General features: G+C 72.1%; 15 protein-coding genes. 7 read left to right on the top strand and 8 right to left on the bottom strand.

The genetic code is table 11. The features are described from left to right. Positions 1-96: 96 nt before the first annotated feature. A complete protein-coding gene (locus tag DEJ49_RS03315; RefSeq protein WP_150182298.1) occupies positions 97-1,329 on the top strand; it encodes an ROK family protein in 1,233 nt (410 codons plus the stop codon). A gap of 96 nt (positions 1,330-1,425) precedes the next feature. Here the strand turns inward: DEJ49_RS03315 and DEJ49_RS03310 are convergent, their stop codons facing one another. Beyond that, positions 1,426-2,589, bottom strand: coding sequence for a serine hydrolase domain-containing protein (locus tag DEJ49_RS03310; RefSeq protein WP_223832707.1), 1,164 nt, complete (start codon positions 2,587-2,589; stop codon positions 1,426-1,428). Positions 2,590-2,732: 143 nt separating this feature from the next. Here DEJ49_RS03310 and DEJ49_RS03305 point away from each other — a divergent pair, with 143 nt between their 5' ends. Continuing rightward, complete coding sequence (locus DEJ49_RS03305; protein ID WP_150182297.1) at positions 2,733-3,290, top strand: hypothetical protein; 558 nt, start codon at positions 2,733-2,735, stop codon at positions 3,288-3,290. Here the strand turns inward: DEJ49_RS03305 and DEJ49_RS03300 are convergent. After that, positions 3,265-5,118, bottom strand: a complete 1,854-nt coding sequence (locus DEJ49_RS03300; protein WP_190329255.1) for a trypsin-like serine peptidase — start codon at positions 5,116-5,118, stop codon at positions 3,265-3,267. The two genes, DEJ49_RS03305 and DEJ49_RS03300, sit on opposite strands and share 26 nt — an antisense overlap. Before the next feature lie 260 nt (positions 5,119-5,378). Here DEJ49_RS03300 and DEJ49_RS03295 point away from each other — a divergent pair, with 260 nt between their 5' ends. Further along, positions 5,379-5,792, top strand: coding sequence for a hypothetical protein (locus DEJ49_RS03295; RefSeq protein WP_150182295.1), 414 nt, complete (start codon positions 5,379-5,381; stop codon positions 5,790-5,792). Continuing rightward, complete coding sequence (locus DEJ49_RS03290; protein ID WP_150182294.1) at positions 5,789-7,213, top strand: M1 family metallopeptidase; 1,425 nt, start codon at positions 5,789-5,791, stop codon at positions 7,211-7,213. Before DEJ49_RS03295 ends, DEJ49_RS03290 begins: the two co-directional genes overlap by 4 nt. Before the next feature lie 9 nt (positions 7,214-7,222). Here DEJ49_RS03290 and DEJ49_RS03285 read toward each other — a convergent pair whose 3' ends face one another. From DEJ49_RS03285 to DEJ49_RS03260, 6 genes are all read right to left on the bottom strand, one after another. After that, entirely contained in the window at positions 7,223-8,407 is a 1,185-nt protein-coding gene (locus DEJ49_RS03285; RefSeq protein ID WP_150182293.1) for an MFS transporter, read from the bottom strand. A 114-nt stretch (positions 8,408-8,521) separates the two neighbouring features. Then, complete coding sequence (locus DEJ49_RS03280; RefSeq protein WP_150182292.1) at positions 8,522-9,121, bottom strand: TetR/AcrR family transcriptional regulator; 600 nt, start codon at positions 9,119-9,121, stop codon at positions 8,522-8,524. 86 nt (positions 9,122-9,207) lie between these two features. Beyond that, complete coding sequence (locus DEJ49_RS03275; protein ID WP_150188019.1) at positions 9,208-10,140, bottom strand: phosphotriesterase; 933 nt, start codon at positions 10,138-10,140, stop codon at positions 9,208-9,210. 14 nt (positions 10,141-10,154) lie between these two features. Continuing rightward, a complete protein-coding gene (locus DEJ49_RS03270; protein WP_150182291.1) occupies positions 10,155-10,739 on the bottom strand; it encodes a DUF4865 family protein in 585 nt (194 codons plus the stop codon). A gap of 24 nt (positions 10,740-10,763) precedes the next feature. Then, positions 10,764-11,162, bottom strand: coding sequence for a cupin domain-containing protein (locus DEJ49_RS03265; RefSeq protein WP_150182290.1), 399 nt, complete (start codon positions 11,160-11,162; stop codon positions 10,764-10,766). A gap of 35 nt (positions 11,163-11,197) precedes the next feature. After that, complete coding sequence (locus tag DEJ49_RS03260) at positions 11,198-11,791, bottom strand: TetR/AcrR family transcriptional regulator (protein WP_150182289.1); 594 nt, start codon at positions 11,789-11,791, stop codon at positions 11,198-11,200. A 173-nt stretch (positions 11,792-11,964) separates the two neighbouring features. On the opposite strand from DEJ49_RS03260, the gene DEJ49_RS03255 reads away from it, so the two are divergent. Genes DEJ49_RS03255 through DEJ49_RS03245 form a run of 3 tightly spaced genes read left to right on the top strand, consistent with a single transcriptional unit; the run spans position 11,965 to position 15,703 of the window. Then, positions 11,965-12,285: an SHOCT domain-containing protein gene (locus DEJ49_RS03255; RefSeq protein WP_150182288.1), complete on the top strand. Its 321-nt coding sequence runs from the start codon at positions 11,965-11,967 to the stop codon at positions 12,283-12,285. Further along, complete coding sequence (locus tag DEJ49_RS03250; RefSeq protein WP_223832706.1) at positions 12,282-13,145, top strand: ABC transporter ATP-binding protein; 864 nt, start codon at positions 12,282-12,284, stop codon at positions 13,143-13,145. The genes DEJ49_RS03255 and DEJ49_RS03250 overlap by 4 nt, the downstream gene beginning before the upstream one ends. After that, positions 13,142-15,703, top strand: coding sequence for an ABC transporter permease (locus DEJ49_RS03245; protein ID WP_150188018.1), 2,562 nt, complete (start codon positions 13,142-13,144; stop codon positions 15,701-15,703). Before DEJ49_RS03250 ends, DEJ49_RS03245 begins: the two co-directional genes overlap by 4 nt. Positions 15,704-15,749: the final 46 nt, after the last annotated feature.

Below are 15,749 nucleotides of genomic sequence, written 5' to 3'. Positions count from 1 at the left end.
GCGCGGACAAGACGAGTGCGCGACGGTGCGGGGGAGGAACGAGCGGATGACGAGGGAACGGCGGGCCCGTGTACGGATCATGGGAGACTCGCCCTCATGAACGGCAAGGCTGACCCCCGTGCCGAGGGGGAAGTGACCACGCGTACCCGCCTGGAGCGAGGGCGCGGCGCGCTGGGCCCCGCGCTCGAACTGGTCCACACCGGGCGCGCCCCCACCCGTGCCGTGCTCACCGCGGAGCTGGGCGTCACCCGCGCCACGGCGGGCGCGGTCGCGGCCGAGCTGGAGGCGCTCGGACTGATCCGGATCGACGCGAAGCCGAGCGCGGCCGCTGGCTCGCAGGGCAGGCCCTCGCACCGGCTCGCCGTCGCGGAGGAAGGCCCTGTCGCGCTCGCCGCGCAGGTGCACGCCGACGGGTTCAGGGCCGCGCTGGTCGGGCTCGGCGGGGGCATCGTGGCCACGGCGCCGGGCTGCGAGACCGTCGACGCCGACCCCGCGCAGGTCCTCGGTGCGGTCGTCGACGCGGGCGCGCGGCTGCTGCGCGAGACCGGGCGGCGGTGCGTGGGCGCGGGTCTCGCCGTGCCGTCCGCGGTCGCCGAGCCGGAGGGCACCGCCCTCAACCCGCTGCACCTGGCGTGGCCCGCGGGCGCGCCGGTCAGCGAGATCTTCGCGGAGTGCGTACGGGACGCGGGCATCGAAGGTCCCGCCTTCGCGGGCAACGACGTGAACCTCGCCGCGATCGCCGAGCACCGCCACGGCGCGGGCCGCGGCGCGCGGGACCTGCTGTGCGTGGCGACCGGGCACCGGGGCGTGGGCGGTGCCCTCGTCCTCGACGGCCGCCTGCACACCGGGAGTTCGGGCCTCGCCCTGGAGGTGGGGCACCTCACCGTGAACTCCGAGGGACGCCCCTGCTACTGCGGCAGCCGGGGCTGCCTTGACGTCGAGACGGACCCCTTGGCCTTCCTGACGGCGGCGGGCCGCGAGCCGGGCCCCGAGGGGCTGCTCGTGCAGGCCCGCGAACTGCTCCGCGGCGCCTACGACGACCCCTCCGTGCGCTCCGCCGCCGAGGCCCTCATCGACCGGCTCGGCCTCGGACTCGCGGGCCTCGTCAACATCCTCAACCCCGACCGCATCATCCTGGGCGGCCTGCACCGCGCCCTCCTGGAGGCGGACCCGGAACGTCTGCGCGCGGTCGTCGCGGACCGGAGCCTGTGGGGCCGGAGCGGCGGCGTACCGATCCTGGCGTGCACGCTGGACCACAACAGCCTGGTGGGCGCGGCTGAGTTGGCCTGGCAGCCGGTGCTCGACGATCCGCTGGGGGCGTTGGGGTAGGGCGGCGCCCTCGCGATCCCGACGCCGCGACCCTCGACCGGACAGCCGCGACCCTCAACCGGGCCGCTGCCACCCTCAACCGGACAGCCGCCACTCTCAACCGGACCGCCGCACGCGCTCGGCCACCCCGCGGGACAGTTCCAGCTGGCCGTCCTCCAGATTCCACTTCCCCTTCTGGTACGCGTGATTGCTCACCCAGAACACCATGATCCGCTCACGTCGGTACTCCGCGACCGTCGCCAGCGACCAGTCGTCGCCCCCGTCGTGCCAGGCCACCCGGCCGTCGTCGGAGTCGACGACGACCCATCCGTAGCCGTACGAACCGTCCAGCTCCGGCACCCGCACCCGCGGGGCGAACAGCTTCCGCTTCGCGGCCGCGGAGAGGACGGTGTCGCCGGTGAGGGCGCGGTGCCAGCGGAACATGTCCCGGGCGGTGGAGAGCATTCCGCCGTTGCCGCGCAGATTCCAGTTCGGGCCGTCGGGCGCCCACGGGTGATCCATCGGCCGCCCCTGCGCCCGCCCGTGCCGGTCGTACTCGACGGCGACCTGCGCGCGGTCCCAGTCGGGCAGCACATAGCCGGTGCGGGTCATTCCGGCGGGCCGGAACAGGTGCTCCGCGAGGAAACGCTCGTAGCTCCGCCCGGAGACCTTCTCGACGACCGCGGCCAGCAGGCTGTAGCCGACGTTCGAGTAGTGGAACTCCTTGCCGGGCGCCGAGCGCAGCCGTGCCTGCATCGCTCCGGCGAGCATCTCCGCGCGCGACACCGGCTCGTAGTCGTCGCCGAGGCCCTCGGGCAGGCCGGCCGTGTGCGTGAGGAGCTGGTGGAGGGTGATGTTCCGCTTGTCCTCAGGGACGGGGCCGAGGTACCGGTCGATCCGGTCGGTGACCCGCAGCTCGCCCGCCATCTCCAGCTTCAGGACGGCGGCGGCGGTGAACTGCTTCGTGATCGACATGACGTCGTACACGGTGTCGCACGTGGCGGGGGTCTTCGCCGCGCGGTCGGCGAGACCGCGCCCCGCACAGTGCCCGAGCTCGTCGCCGCGGGCGGCGGCCACGGTGATGCCGGGCCCCTTGGGCAGGGCGCGGTCGAGGAAGCGGTCCACAGCGGGGTCGACCCGCTCCGACGAGGCCGACACCCCTCTCGCCGCCTTCCCGGCACTGTCCCCGTCCCCGTCCCCGGCCCCGGTACGGACATTTGAGCACCCGGCGAAGGCGGGCGTGAGCACGAGCAACAGCACGAGGGAACCGAAGCGATTCACGCGGGACTCCAACACAGCGACGACAGATACGAGGCCGAGGCTGACCGCCGCCGCGCCACTCGCTCAACGGATGAGCTGTTCGACAGTGTGCGAGTTTCTGTACGTGCAGGTCAGCGGAGTACGCCGAACCGGAGGAACCCCACATGACGTCCCCGATGTCACCGCCCGCGCCGCCGCACCAGCCGCACCCGGCGAGCCCCGACGGAGAAGCCGCCTTCATGGCCGAGCTGCGCCGCCTCAAGGCCTGGTCGGGCCTCAGCTACCGGGAGCTGGAGCGGGCGGCCGCCGCGGCGGGCGAGGTGCTGCCGTACTCGACGGCGGCGACCATGCTCCGCCGGGACCGCTTGCCCCGCGAGGCCGTCCTCGTCGCCTACCTCGCCGCGTGCGGGCTCGGTGTCGACGACACCCGCCGGTGGGTGGCCGCCCGCCGAGAACTCGTGGCGGCCCCGCGACCGCCCGCACCCGCCGCGGAACGACCGCTGCCGCCCGTACGAGACGGACGGCAGCGGCAGCGGCAGTGGAAGCGACCGCGCCTCGCGGTCGTCGGCCTCGCGGCGGCCGTGGCGCTCCTCGTCGGCGGGAGCGTGGTGGCGACCGGCGCGACGACGGTCCAGGAGGAGCAGCAGACGGTGGGGACCGCTGGGCTGCCCTCACGCCTGCCGGCCCCCGCGCTCATCAGGCCGGCGGATACACCAGGGTGATCTCGCGGTTCAGGCCCGTCTCGTCGGCGTCCGGGTACATGGACACCTCGCCGTCGGACCAGCGCACCAGGAAGTCGTCCGGGTGGCGGTTCTCCGTGTAGTCGCCCGCGGCCAGGACCGTGGCGTGCTCCCAGAGGCGGTTGGGCTTCTTGAGCTGCGTCTCGCCGTGGAAACCGTTCTGGTCGATGTCCTTGTAGAGCGTCAGCTCGCCGTCGGTCCAGCGGACCATCAGGTCGTGCTGGTCGTTGCCGGTGAAGTCGCCCGAGGTGAGCGTCGAGGCGTGCTTCCAGGTGCCGTTGGGCGCGGCGAGCTTCTTCTCGCCGTGGAAGCCGTCGCGGTTGACGTTGGTGTAGAGGGTGACTTCGCCGTCGCTCCAGCGGACCAGGAGGTCGTCGGACCACTTGTTGTCGCTCGTGTAGCGGCCGCCCGTGATGGAAGTGGCGTTCTTCCAGAGCCCGTTGGGCTTCTGGAGCTGGACCTCGCCGTGGAAGCCCTTCTCGTCGACGTCCGGGTAGAGCGTCAGTTCGCCGTCGGACCAGCGGACGATGAGGTCGTCGCGGTCGGCGCCGGTGAAGTCGCCGGACGCCATGGTGGCCGCGTGCTTCCAGGTGCCGTTGGGGCCGGTGAGGCGGATCTCCTTGTCGAAGTTGTCGGCGTCCTCGCCCGCGCCGCGGAACAGGGTGACCTCGCCGTCGGACCAGCGCACTATGAGGTCGGAGTAGTCCCACGTGCCGGGGTTGCCGTCGGTGAAGTAGCCACCGGCCATGGCCTCGGCGTGCTTCCAGGTCTCGGCCTTGCCCAGGACACCGCGGCCGGCCGGCGGCCGGTTGTTGACCGCGTCGTCGTACAGCGCCTTGGCGTCGCCGTCGAGGTACGAGCTGTACGAGATGTCGTCCTTGTCGCCACCGGTCTTCCAGCCCCCGATGACGCCGATGAGCCCCCAGCCGTTGCCCTGCTTGATGAGGAACGGGCCGCCCGAGGCGCCACCGGAGTACTTGTCGCACTGGATGCGCAGGAAGCTGCCGGGGATCTTCGGGTCGGTGCTGTTGTAGCGGACGGTCTTGTCCGTGCAGTCCAGCGGGCGCTTCTGGTTGGCCGGGTAGCCGATCAGACGGACCGGGGAGTGGTCGTACCCCGCGTTGATCTTCAGCTCGGCGCCGCCGACCACGTCCTCGACGTTCTTGCCGCCGCGCGGTTCGAGCTGCAGGAAGTTGAAGTCGAGGTCGGCCGCGGCGTCGGGGCCCTTGGCCAGGTACCGCTTGTCGACGTAGATGCGTCCGGGCTTGACGGTGAAGGCGCCGTGCGGCTTCTTGCCGTCGTCGTACTGCGGGACGAACGTCAGGTTCTTGCGCGCGTCCTGGTCGTCGAAGCAGTGCCCGGCGCTCATCACGAGGTTCTTGCCGGGACTCTTCACGACGGTGCCGCCGCAGAAGCGGCCGGTGTTGGTGCCGTCGTTCCAGAAGAAGGTGCCGACGATCGGCAGCCCCTCGAAGGGCCGGCTGGCGGAGCGCGGCATCCGGGTCGGGACGGAGAACCGCTTGTCCTCCTGCTCCTGCACGGGCCGGGCCTCCCGCATACGCTCCGGGGTCCAGTAGTCGTCGGCGTCGGCCGGTGTGAACCCGCGCGCGTCCTCGTCACCGTGGGCCGGGACGGGAGTCGGCGGGACGGAAGTCGGCGGGACGGTGGCCGGAGGGGCGGCGGGCCGCTGCGCCGCTGTGGTCTCCCCCGGGGGCGTCGGATCGCCGGGTTCCGCGTACGCCGGCAGGCCCGGCAGCAGGATCAGTGCCGCGGCCCCCGCCGCGACGCCCAGCGCTCTGCGCACATGCATGGTCGTTTTCCCCCACATAAGACGAGAGGCGGGTCACCCTTTGTGGCGTGACCGCGCCAATATGAGTCATGATCGTAGAACTATGGCGGACTGGAGGACATATGGACAACTTCACTTCTCTGTCCGCACGTAGCGGATATGTCGTAATTGCCGTACCCCTGCTGCTTCTTGGGGCCGCGGGTGCGGCCCACGGCGACACCCTGCCGTTCCCGGGACGGGGCTACGTGTCCGTGGGAGGCCCCGCGGGAGCGGGCGATGTCGTGGACATCACGGTGAAGGAACGTCCCGGCAACCCCCACCCGACAGCGGTGGACGTCTCCAGCCCCGCGCTGACCGATGACACGGTCCTGGGGGACTCGGGCCGCGCGTGGGTGGGCGCGGGCCGCATCAAGGAGAACGTCCGGCCGGGTACGTACGACGTGAAGGTCACCCTGCGCCACAAGGACGCGGACTGCGTCGGCGAAGGGGAGCAGGAGTACGTGTGCGACTACCCCCCGATCGTGCTCAAGGGGAAGGTGAAGGTGGCGGCCGAGTCCGGGGAGGCCGCGGAGAGCGGGCCCGGCTTCGGCGCGGGCATCGCGGCCGGAGCCGGTGCGACCGCCGTCGTGGCGGCGATCGGCGCGGGAGCGGTGACGGCGCGCCGCAAGCGCCGGGCGGGGAGCGGAACCTCGTGACGACGCGACGCACGCCGAGGGAACGGACCGCGCTCCTCGCGGCGCTGCTGCTCCTCGCGGCCACCGCCTGCACCGGCGGCGACGGCGCCCCGGCGGCCCGTCCTGGAGCGAGCGGCGTCAAGGACGCCCTGACTCCCGCTCTCGGCAACGGGGGTTACGACGTCTCCCACTACGCCCTCGACCTCGACTACGTCCCCGACACCAACCGTCTCAAGGGCACCGCGGTCATCACCGCCCGCGCCACCCAGGGTCTCAGCCGCTTCAACCTCGACCTGGCAGGTCTGAAGGTGCGCGCCGCCACGGTGAACGGGACCAAGGCCCGCTTCAGCCGCTCGGGGAACGAACTGACGGTGACGCCCGCCGAGGCGCTCGGCGACGGGGACACCTTCAAGACCACCGTCACCTACGACGGCACCCCGAAGACGATCGAGGGCGCGGACGGCGGCCTGGAGGGCTGGATCGAGACGGACGACGGCTCGACCGCCCTCGGCCAGCCGTCCGGCTCCATGACGTGGTTCCCCGGCAACCACCACCCCTCGGACAAGGCGACGTACGACATCGCCGTCACCGTCCCCAAGGACGAGGACGGCGACCCCTACGACGTCGTGAGCAACGGGGAGTTGACGAAGGAGCAGGACAAGGGCGACCGCGTCACCCGGCGCTGGCGGACGAAGGAGCCCATGGCGACGTACGTCGCCAACGTCACCGTCGGCTACTTCGAGGTGCACAAGGGCAAGACCTCCGACGGCGTGCCCCTCTACATCGCCGTCGACCCGGACGAGAGCGAAGACGCCGAGGACGTCGAGGAGTTGGTCCCCGACATCCTCGACTGGGCCACCGAGAACTTCGGGCCCTACCCCTTCTCCTCCGCGGGCGCCGTCGTCGACCACCTCCCCGGGCTCGACTACGCCCTGGAGACCCAGACCAAGCCGTACTTCGAAGAGGCACCCGACGAGACGCTGATGGTGCACGAGATGGCGCACCAGTGGTTCGGCAACTCGGTCACCCCGCGCGCGTGGAAGGACCTGTGGCTCAGCGAGGGTCTCGCCACGTACGCGGAGTGGCTCTGGCAGGAGGACCAGGACGGCAAGCCCGCGCAGAAGACCTTCGAGGAGTTCTACGACGGCACGCACCCGGAGAGCGAGGGGATCTGGGACTTCCCGCCCGCCGCGCCGCCCAGCGGGGGACGCATGTCGGACTCGCCCGTCTACGGCCGGGGCGCCATGGTCGTGCACCAGGTGCGTAAGGCCGTCGGCGACGACACCTTCTACGACATCCTCCACACCTGGACGAAGCGCTACCGCCATGGGAACGCCGACACCCGGCAGTTCATCGACCTGTGCGAGGAGAAGTCGGGCAAGGACCTGTCCGAGCTGTTCGACACCTGGCTCTTCGGTGCGAAGAAGCCGTCAGACGTCTGAGAGCCGAGGTCATGACACAGGCCCTGACGGCGCGGCCGGCTCCAGGCGGGCCGTGGCGGCCCGGCGCCGCAGGTCGGGTACGAGGGAGAACAGGCCGAGCACGGCCAGCCCGGCGCCGATCCACAGCGGCGCGCGCAGCCCGAACGTGTCGATGGCGGGGCCGCCGACGGAGGTGGCGATGATGATGCCGAGCGTGATGAACGACGAGTGGACGGTGTTCACCAGGGACCGCGCGTTGCCGACGCGCTGGACGCGGGTCACCAGCGCCGGGTTCATGGTGACGCCCACGAGACCGATGCCCAGCATGAACACGACGGCGGGGACGGTCAGTCCGGCGAAGAGCGCGAACCCGACGAGGAAGGCCAGGTTGAGCGCCAGGCCGACGACGAGCACGGGCAGGGCGCGCCGGTCGGCGAGCCGGCCGACGACGGTGTTGCCGATGACGGTGGCGGCGCCGTACGCGATGAGCAGCAGCGGGACCGTCCCGGTGGAGAAGCCCGTGAGCTCGGTGAGGATCGGGTTGAGGTAGCTGAACGCGGAGAAGGTCGCGCCGATCACGAACGTGCTGGTGGTGAGGGTGAGCCACAGCCGGGGGCTGCGGAAGGCACCCAGCTCCTTGCGGAGGCCGCTGTGCTCCTCGCTCTCGCCGTCCGCGCTCGGTACGCCGACGAGCGTGGCCGCCGCGGCGAGTACGGTGAGCGCGGTGATCGCCCAGAACGCGGCGCGCCAGCCCAGGTGTTCACCGACGACCGTGGCGAACGGCAGCCCGAGGAGTGTGCCCAGCATCAGCCCGTTCAGGGCCACCGCCACGGCGCGGCCGCGCACTTCGGGCCGGGTGATCCGGGAGGCCAGCGAGATGGAGGCGCCGAAGAACGCCTGCGACGCGATACCGGTGAGGACGCGGGCCACCAGCATGGTGCGGTAGTCGGGGGCGAGGGCGGCGAGCACGTTGCCCGCGAGGAAGACGCCGAACAGCAGCATCAGAGCCGACTTCTGACGCATCCTCAGCACGGCGACGGTGAGGAGCGGCCCGCCGAGTGCCATCGCCGCGGCGAAGGCGGTGATGAGATAGCCGATCTCGGGGATCGTGGCGTCCAGACCGTCCGCCATCTGCTGCATCAGTCCCGCGACCACGAATTCGCTGGTCACCATGGCGAAGATGCCGAGTGCTAGTACGTATACGGCGCGAGGCATGACGGAGTACTCCTGTCGGACAGGTTTTGGATAGATCAGTACAGAAATAGGGCATGACGGGGTGCGAGAGGGTGCGATGAGCCGAGGTGCAAGAAGCGGGGAAGTGCGGTGCCGCTAGAGACCCGTGAGCGCGTCCATCGCCGTGTCGGCGATCGCCTGGAGCGTCGCCCGGTCGGCGCCGCCCTGCGCGGAGACCCGCATGCCGCCGATGACGGCGTTGACGTAACGGGCGAGCGTGTCCGCGTCGCGTCCGGACGTGATGTCGCCGTCCTGCTGGCCGGCGCGGATCGTGGTGCCGAGAGCGGCGAGCCGCGCGGCGAGGTCCCGCTCCAGCAGTGCGGCGGCCTCCGGGTCGCGCCCGGCGAGCTCGACCGTGGTGTTGACCGTGAGGCAGCCGATGCTGTGGCCGTCCCTGCGCTGCTGGAACTCGCCTTCGATGACCCGGTCGAACAGTGCGCGCACGCGCTCCGCCGCCGGTCGCTCGACGTCTTCGAGGATCTGGAGCTGGCCGGCGTTCATGCCGTCCATGTACCGGGTCAGGGCGCGCCGGAACAGGTCGTGCTTGCTGGTGAACGTGTTGTAGATGCTGCTGCGGCCCAGGCCGGTGGCTTCGCACAGGTCCTGGGTCGAGGTGGCTTCGTAGCCGTTCGCCCAGAAGGCATGCATCGCCGCGTCCAGGGCCCGCTCCTCGTCGAAACTCCTCGGTCGGGCCATGTGCAGGACGGTACAGGTTTTGGAACGCCCAGTGCAATACGCGATGTCCCCGGGCGTCCCTGGCGTCCTTGCTGAAGCCGACGTCCCTAAGCCCAGTCCACCCCGAAAGCCCGCCCCGGGTTCACCGTCAGGATCTGCTCCACCAGCTCATCGCCCACGGCGGTCGCGAGCCGCGGGCGCACCCGCCGCAGCAGATACGGCATGCCGGGGCCGCCGTGCACCGACCGCGCCCCCGACGTCGTCGTGTCGCCGCCCAGGAGCAGGCGGTCGCCGAACCCCGCGTCGGCCAGCGCCCGCACCGCGTCCGGCATGCGCCAGTCCGTGGCGTGGTGGGCGCGGGAGGGGCCGTCCAGGGCCAGATACGCGCCCGACTCGGCGGCCTGGAGGTGGGCGGTGAGGTCGGGGGAGCGGTTGAGGTGGCCGAGGACGACGCGGTGCGGCGGTACGCCGCACTCGCCGCAGAGCAGGTCGAGCACGTCGAGCGCGCCCGTGCCCAGCTCCAGGTGGACGGTGATGGGCGCGCCCGTGGCGTGGTGCGCCTCGGCCGCCGCCGTCATGGTCCAGCGGGCGTGCGCGTCGAGGCCGTGGAACCCGCCCGCGACCTTGATGAGTCCCGCCCGCACCCCGGACTCCCCGATGCCTTCGGTGAGTTCGCGGACGAAGAGCGCCGCGAGGCCGTCCGCGCGCAGCCGGTCCAGCGTCTCCGCGCTGTAGTGGACCGCTTGATGCAGCCCCGTCGCCGCGACGACCCGGGCCCCCGACGCCTTCGACAGCTCCGGCAGCAGTTCGGCGCGGCGGCCCATCCCGTGGGGCGTCCACTGGATGACGCTCTGCCCGCCCGCCTCACGGAACGCGGCCAGTTCCGCCGCCGCTGCGGAGGGCGAATCCAGCTCCTGGCCCGGGAGTCGAGGGCTGCGCAGGAAGAGGTGGTCATGGGCGTCGCAGACGCCGAGAGCTTCGGGTGAGGCATCCCCGAGGACCGTACGGACCCGATGAACCGCCGGGGCAGCCGCCCGCATCCGCTCGGACCCGCTCACCACTGCCGCCCCCGGCGCAGGTCGCCCCGCTCCGGCGCCGAGACGTGCAGCACCTGGAAGACGTCACCGACCCCCTGCGGCGCATCACTCTCCCAGAGCGAGAAGTGCACGGCCTCCCAGGCCCGCGGATCGACCGCGGTCAGCGCGCTCACCGCTCCCTCGGTCCGCGCCGAGCGGCCCGCCTCCGCGGCGAGTTCGGCCGCGAGTCCCGGCAGGGGCGTCGCCTCCGGGATGCGCTGCCGACGGCGGACGGCGGTCCTCGGCACGGCTCCCGACGCGGGCCCCTCCTCGTACGCGAGGGTCGTCCAGTGCTGCACCACCGGCCGCCCGAAGTCCTCGCTCAGCCCCCGGAATCCGGGCCCCCAGAGGAACGCGTTCATGCCCTCGGCCGTGTTCCACAGGTAGAACGGTGCGTACTGGTTCACCGGCGAGTCGTCCTTGCCGCGCTCCCGCATCAGGTACGCCTTGAAACCGAGACCGGGAAAGTCGTCCAGGAGGTGGCCCTTCGACTCGACCCGGTGGCGGATGACCCCCATGTCGTAGTCGGCGGGCAGGGTGATCTCGTACTGCATCGCATGCATCGCGTACTCCCTTCCGCGGCGGGCTCAGGCGGCGGCGCAGTCGTGGGTGTCGACCAGGTCGCCCCACTCGGTCGTCGTGCCGTCGGCCGCCGCCTCGACCACGGCCAGGTGCGTCATGAACGTGCGCGGTCCCGCGCCGTGCCAGTGCGACTCGCCGGGCTCGATCCACACCGTGTCACCGGCCCTGATCGGCTCGACCGGGCCGCCCTCGCGCTGCACGAGCCCCTCGCCCTCGGTCACGTGCAGGACCTGGCCGTGCGGGTGGCGGTGCCAGGCCGTGCGGGCGCCGGGGGCGAAGTGGACGGTGAACATGCGCAGGCGGGACGGGGCGTCGGGCGCGGCTATCTCGTCGAGCCAGACGGTGCCGGTGAAGTTCTCGGCGGGTCCCCGCAGGGTGTCGGGCCGGTTCCGGGTGATGTGCAACGTACGCATCCTTATTGGGCGAAGGTCGACTGGGTTCAGGAGCGGGCGGCGGAAGTGCGGGCCGCCGCGAGCAGCGCGAGCAGTCCCCGCACCGCCGTGTCGAACGCGGCCGGCGAACCGGACGACCGCGCAAGGACGTAGCCGCCCTGCACCGTCGCGACGACCGTCGACGCGATGTCCTGCGGAACGAGCGCGTCCGTGAACTCGCCCTGGGCGCGCCCCTCTTCGACGATTCCGGCGATCCGGTCGCGCAGCCAGTCGAGGGTCTCGGTGACGGGTGCGCGCAGCTCGTCACTGGCGATGACGTCCGGATCCATCGTGAGCCGCCCGACCGGGCAGCCCCTCAGCACGTCGCGCTCGCGCAGCAGATACGACTCGATGCGCGCGTACGCCGGTCCGTCGCCGCCCAGGACCGCCTCGGCCGTGGCGCGCATCTCCTCGGCGGTACGTCGGATCGCGGCGAGCGCGAGGTCGGGCTTGCCGGCGAAGTGGTGGTACATGCTGCCCTGGCCCGCGCCCGCGTGCTGCTGGATGGCCTTGGGGCTCGTGCCGACGTACCCCCGCTCCCACAGCAGCTCGCGGGTGGACTCGATCAGACGCTCCGGAGTGCTCATGAAGCCACTGTACATACTAGTAGGTACAGAGATCCAGTGGCCGTGCGATCGGATCGGGCGTATCCGCGGCGGTCCGGTGTACTCCCGCGGTGGTACGCGCGGTGCCGCTGGCCGTACGACGACGTGAGGGCACCCCCGGGGCGAGGTTGGAGGCATCGCAGAAACCGCTTCGGAGGAGATGAGTTCAGATGCAGACCCTGGCGCACTGGGACGGTGGGCCCGGCCCGTGGATCCTGTTCTTCCCGCTGATCTGGGCGGCCGTCGTCGTCGGCGCCTTCACCCTGCTCCGCCGCACCGTGTGGCGCGGCCGCCGCGGCCCGTTCCGGGGGATGGGCGGACCCGCCGGGCCCCTGGGGCACGCCGGGCACACCGCCGTCGACGAGAACTCGCCCATCGCCGTGCTCGGCCGCCGCTTCGCCTCCGGCGAGATCGACGAGGACGAGTACTGGCGCAGGCTGACCGTCCTCAACGAGGAGTTCGGCCGCACCTCGAAGGGCGGCCCGGCATGAGCACCGCCACCGGACGGGCCGCGAGGCCTGTGGACACCGGCGCCGCCCGCGTCGCCGCCGCCGTGAAGGTGTACGGGAGCGGGGACACCGCCGTACGGGCCCTGGACGGGGTGAGCGTCGAGTTCGGTGCCGGACACTTCACCGCGATCATGGGCCCGTCCGGGTCCGGCAAGTCCACCCTGATGCACTGCGCGGCGGGCCTGGACACACTCACCTCGGGCGCCGCGTACATCGGTGACACGGAGCTCGGGAAGCTGGACGACCGACGTCTCACCCTGCTGCGGCGCGACCGCGTCGGCTTCGTCTTCCAGGCATTCAACCTCGTGCCGACGCTGACCGTCGCCGAGAACATCACCCTGCCCCTGGACCTCGCCGGAGTTCGCGGCGACCGTGAGTGGGCCGACGCCCTCATCGATGTCGTCGGCCTCCGCGACCGGCTCCACCACCGGCCCGCCGAACTCTCCGGTGGCCAGCAGCAACGCGTCGCCGTGGCACGGGCGTTCGCCGGACGCCCCGACGTCGTCTTCGCCGACGAACCGACCGGCAACCTCGACTCGCGCTCCGGCGAGGAGGTCCTGAACCTGCTCGGCCGCGCGGTACGGCAGATGGGCCGCACCGTCGTCATGGTCACGCACGACCCGGTGGCCGCCGCCCACGCCGACGAGGTCGTCTTCCTCGCCGACGGACGCCTCGTGGACCGGATGGAGTCCCCGACGGCCGACCGGGTCCTGGACCGGATGAAGGCGTTCGACGCACGGCAGCCGGCTCCCGCCGCGCCCGCCCTCACGCACTCCGCCGCTCCGCCCTCCTCACCCGGCGCGCGGCCCGGCACGAAGGAGCCGCAGCCATGGACTCCCTGACCGCCGCCGTACGGCTCAGCGCCTCCTCGCTGCGCGGCCACAGGCGGCGCTTCGCCGGTACGTTCCTCGCCGTCCTGCTCGGCGTCGCCTTCCTCGCGGGCACCCTCGTCATGGGCGACACGCTGCGCGCCGGCTTCGACACGATGTTCGGCAATGCCACGAGCGGCACCGACGCCGTCGTCCGCAGCGCCGCCACCATCACCACCCCGGACGACACTCAGGGCACCCGCGCACCGGTCGACACCGACCTCGTCGAGACGATCGAGAAGACCGGCCAAGTGGCCGCCGCCGCGCCCGACATCCAGGGCGCGGGCCAGCTCCTCGGCAAGGACGGCGAACCCATCGGGGGACAGGGCCCGCCCACCCTCGCGGGCAACTGGATCGACGACAGTGAGCTGAACGCGTACCGACTCGCCGAAGGCCGCGCCCCGTCCGGGCCGGGCGAGGTCATCGTCAACCGCGGCGCCGCCGAGACGGGTAACCTGAAGATCGGCGACACGACGACCCTGCGCACCCCGGACCCCGTGCGGGTGCGCATCGTGGGCCTCGCGACCTTCGGCGGCGAGGACGGCATGGCGCAGACCACCTTCACGGGCATGACGCGCGCCGACGCCGAGAAGTACCTCACCCCGAGGCCCGGCGAAGCCTCCGCCATCCGGGTGCGGGCCGGCCCCGGCGTCAGTCAGCAGGAGCTCGTCGACGCGCTGACGCCCGTACTGCCCAAGGGAGTTGAGGCCATCACCGGTGAGGCATCGGCCACGGAGAGCACCGAGAACATCTCCGGCCAGTTCCTCTCGGTCTTCACCACGCTCCTGCTGGTGTTCTCCGGAGTGGCCCTGCTGGTCGCCACGTTCAGCATCCACAACACCTTCGCCATCGTCGTCGCCCAGCGCACCCGCGAGAACGCGCTCCTGCGCGCGCTCGGCGCCTCGCGCCGTCAGGTCACGGTGTCGACCCTCGTCGAGGCGAGCGCCGTCGCCGTCATCGCGTCGGCGGCGGGTCTCGCGGGCGGCATCGGCGTCGCCGCCGGACTCCAGGCGCTCTTCCCGGCGATCGGATTCCCCTTTCCCGAGGGCGACCTGGTGATCAGCGCACTCTCCATGCTGCTGCCGCTCGCCGTCGGTGTCCTGGTCTGCCTGGGCTCCGCGCTGCTGCCCGCCGTACGGGCCGGACGCACCGCACCGCTCGCCGCGCTGCGCGAGACGGCCGTCGACCACTCCGGCGCCTCGCGCCGCCGTGCCGTCGTCGGCACGGGCCTCGCCCTCGCCGCCGTGGGCCTCACCCTCACCGGCGTCCTGGTCAGCCCCTCCATCTGGCTCGCCGCCGGGGGAGCGGTGCTCGCCCTCGTCGCCTTCGTGGTGCTCGGCCCGGTCGCCTCCTCGCGGGCCGTACGCGTTCTCGGCGGGCCCCTCGACCGGCTGCGCGGCGTCACCGGCGGCCTCGCCCGGCGCAACGCCCTGCGCAGCCCGAAGCGGACGGCCGCCACCGCGAGTGCGCTGATGATCGGCGTCGCCGTCGTCTCGCTCTTCACGGTCTTCGGCGCCTCGCTGAAGGCCACGATGGACCAGACGGTGAACCGCTCCTTCGCCGGGGACGTCGCGGTGAGCACCCCCGGCTTCGGCGCGGGTGGCAGCGGCCTGAGCCCGAAGCTGGCCCCGGCCCTCGCGAAGCAGCCCGAGGTCGAGACCGCCGTCGGCCTCGGCAAGGGCGCCGCGGAGGTCGACGGCGAGGGCCGCGCGCTCACCGTCACCGACCCGAAGCCCTTCGCCCGGTCCTTCGACCTCGGCGACGTCGAGGGTTCGCTGAGCGCTCTCGGCGACCGGGGCATCGCCATCACCAGGTCGGAGGCGGAGAAGCAGGACCTCAAGGTCGGATCGCGCACCGAACTCGCCTTCGCCGACGGCGAGAAGGAGACCTTCACGGTCCGCGCGCTCTACGGCAGGTCGGAGCTCGCGGGCGACTACGTCATCACCCGCGAGGCCTGGGCACCGCACCGCATACAGGACTCCGACACGGTCGTCTCCGTCACGTTCAAGGACGGCGTGAGCACCGCCGAAGGCAAGGCCGCGGTCGCGGCGACGGCGCGGGACTTCGGAAACCCGGACGTGCAGACCCGCTCCGAGTACGCGGAGGCCTCCGCGAGCGGCATCGACATGATGCTCACCCTCGTCTACGCCCTGCTCGCCCTCGCCGTGCTGATCGCGCTGCTCGGCATCGCCAACACGCTGACCCTGGCCATCCACGAACGCACCCGCGAGCTGGGTCTGCTGCGCGCGGTCGGCCAGACCAGGGCGCAGCTGCGCGCCATGGTCCGCTGGGAGTCGGTGCTCGTCGCCGCCTTCGGCACGGCGGGCGGGCTCGCGCTCGGCGGCTTCCTCGGGTGGGTGCTCGTCAAGGCGTCCGACAGCACGACGGAGAGCGCCTTCGCGTTCGCCGTACCGCCGGTGCAGCTGGTCGTGGTCGCCCTGGTGGGCCTGACGGCGGGAGCGTTGGCGGGCCTGCGTCCGGCTCGGCGGGCGGCGCGTCTCGACGTGCTGAGCGCCATCGCCACCGAGTGAGACCTCGCGGCCGATGGCTGCCCCGCCACACGGTGGGGACGATCAC

This window comes from Streptomyces venezuelae, assembly GCF_008642335.1.
Taxonomy (GTDB): Bacteria; Actinomycetota; Actinomycetes; order Streptomycetales; family Streptomycetaceae; genus Streptomyces; species Streptomyces venezuelae_F.
Note: the sequence above shows the minus strand (reverse complement) of the source record. Positions and strands in the feature narration are given on the sequence as shown.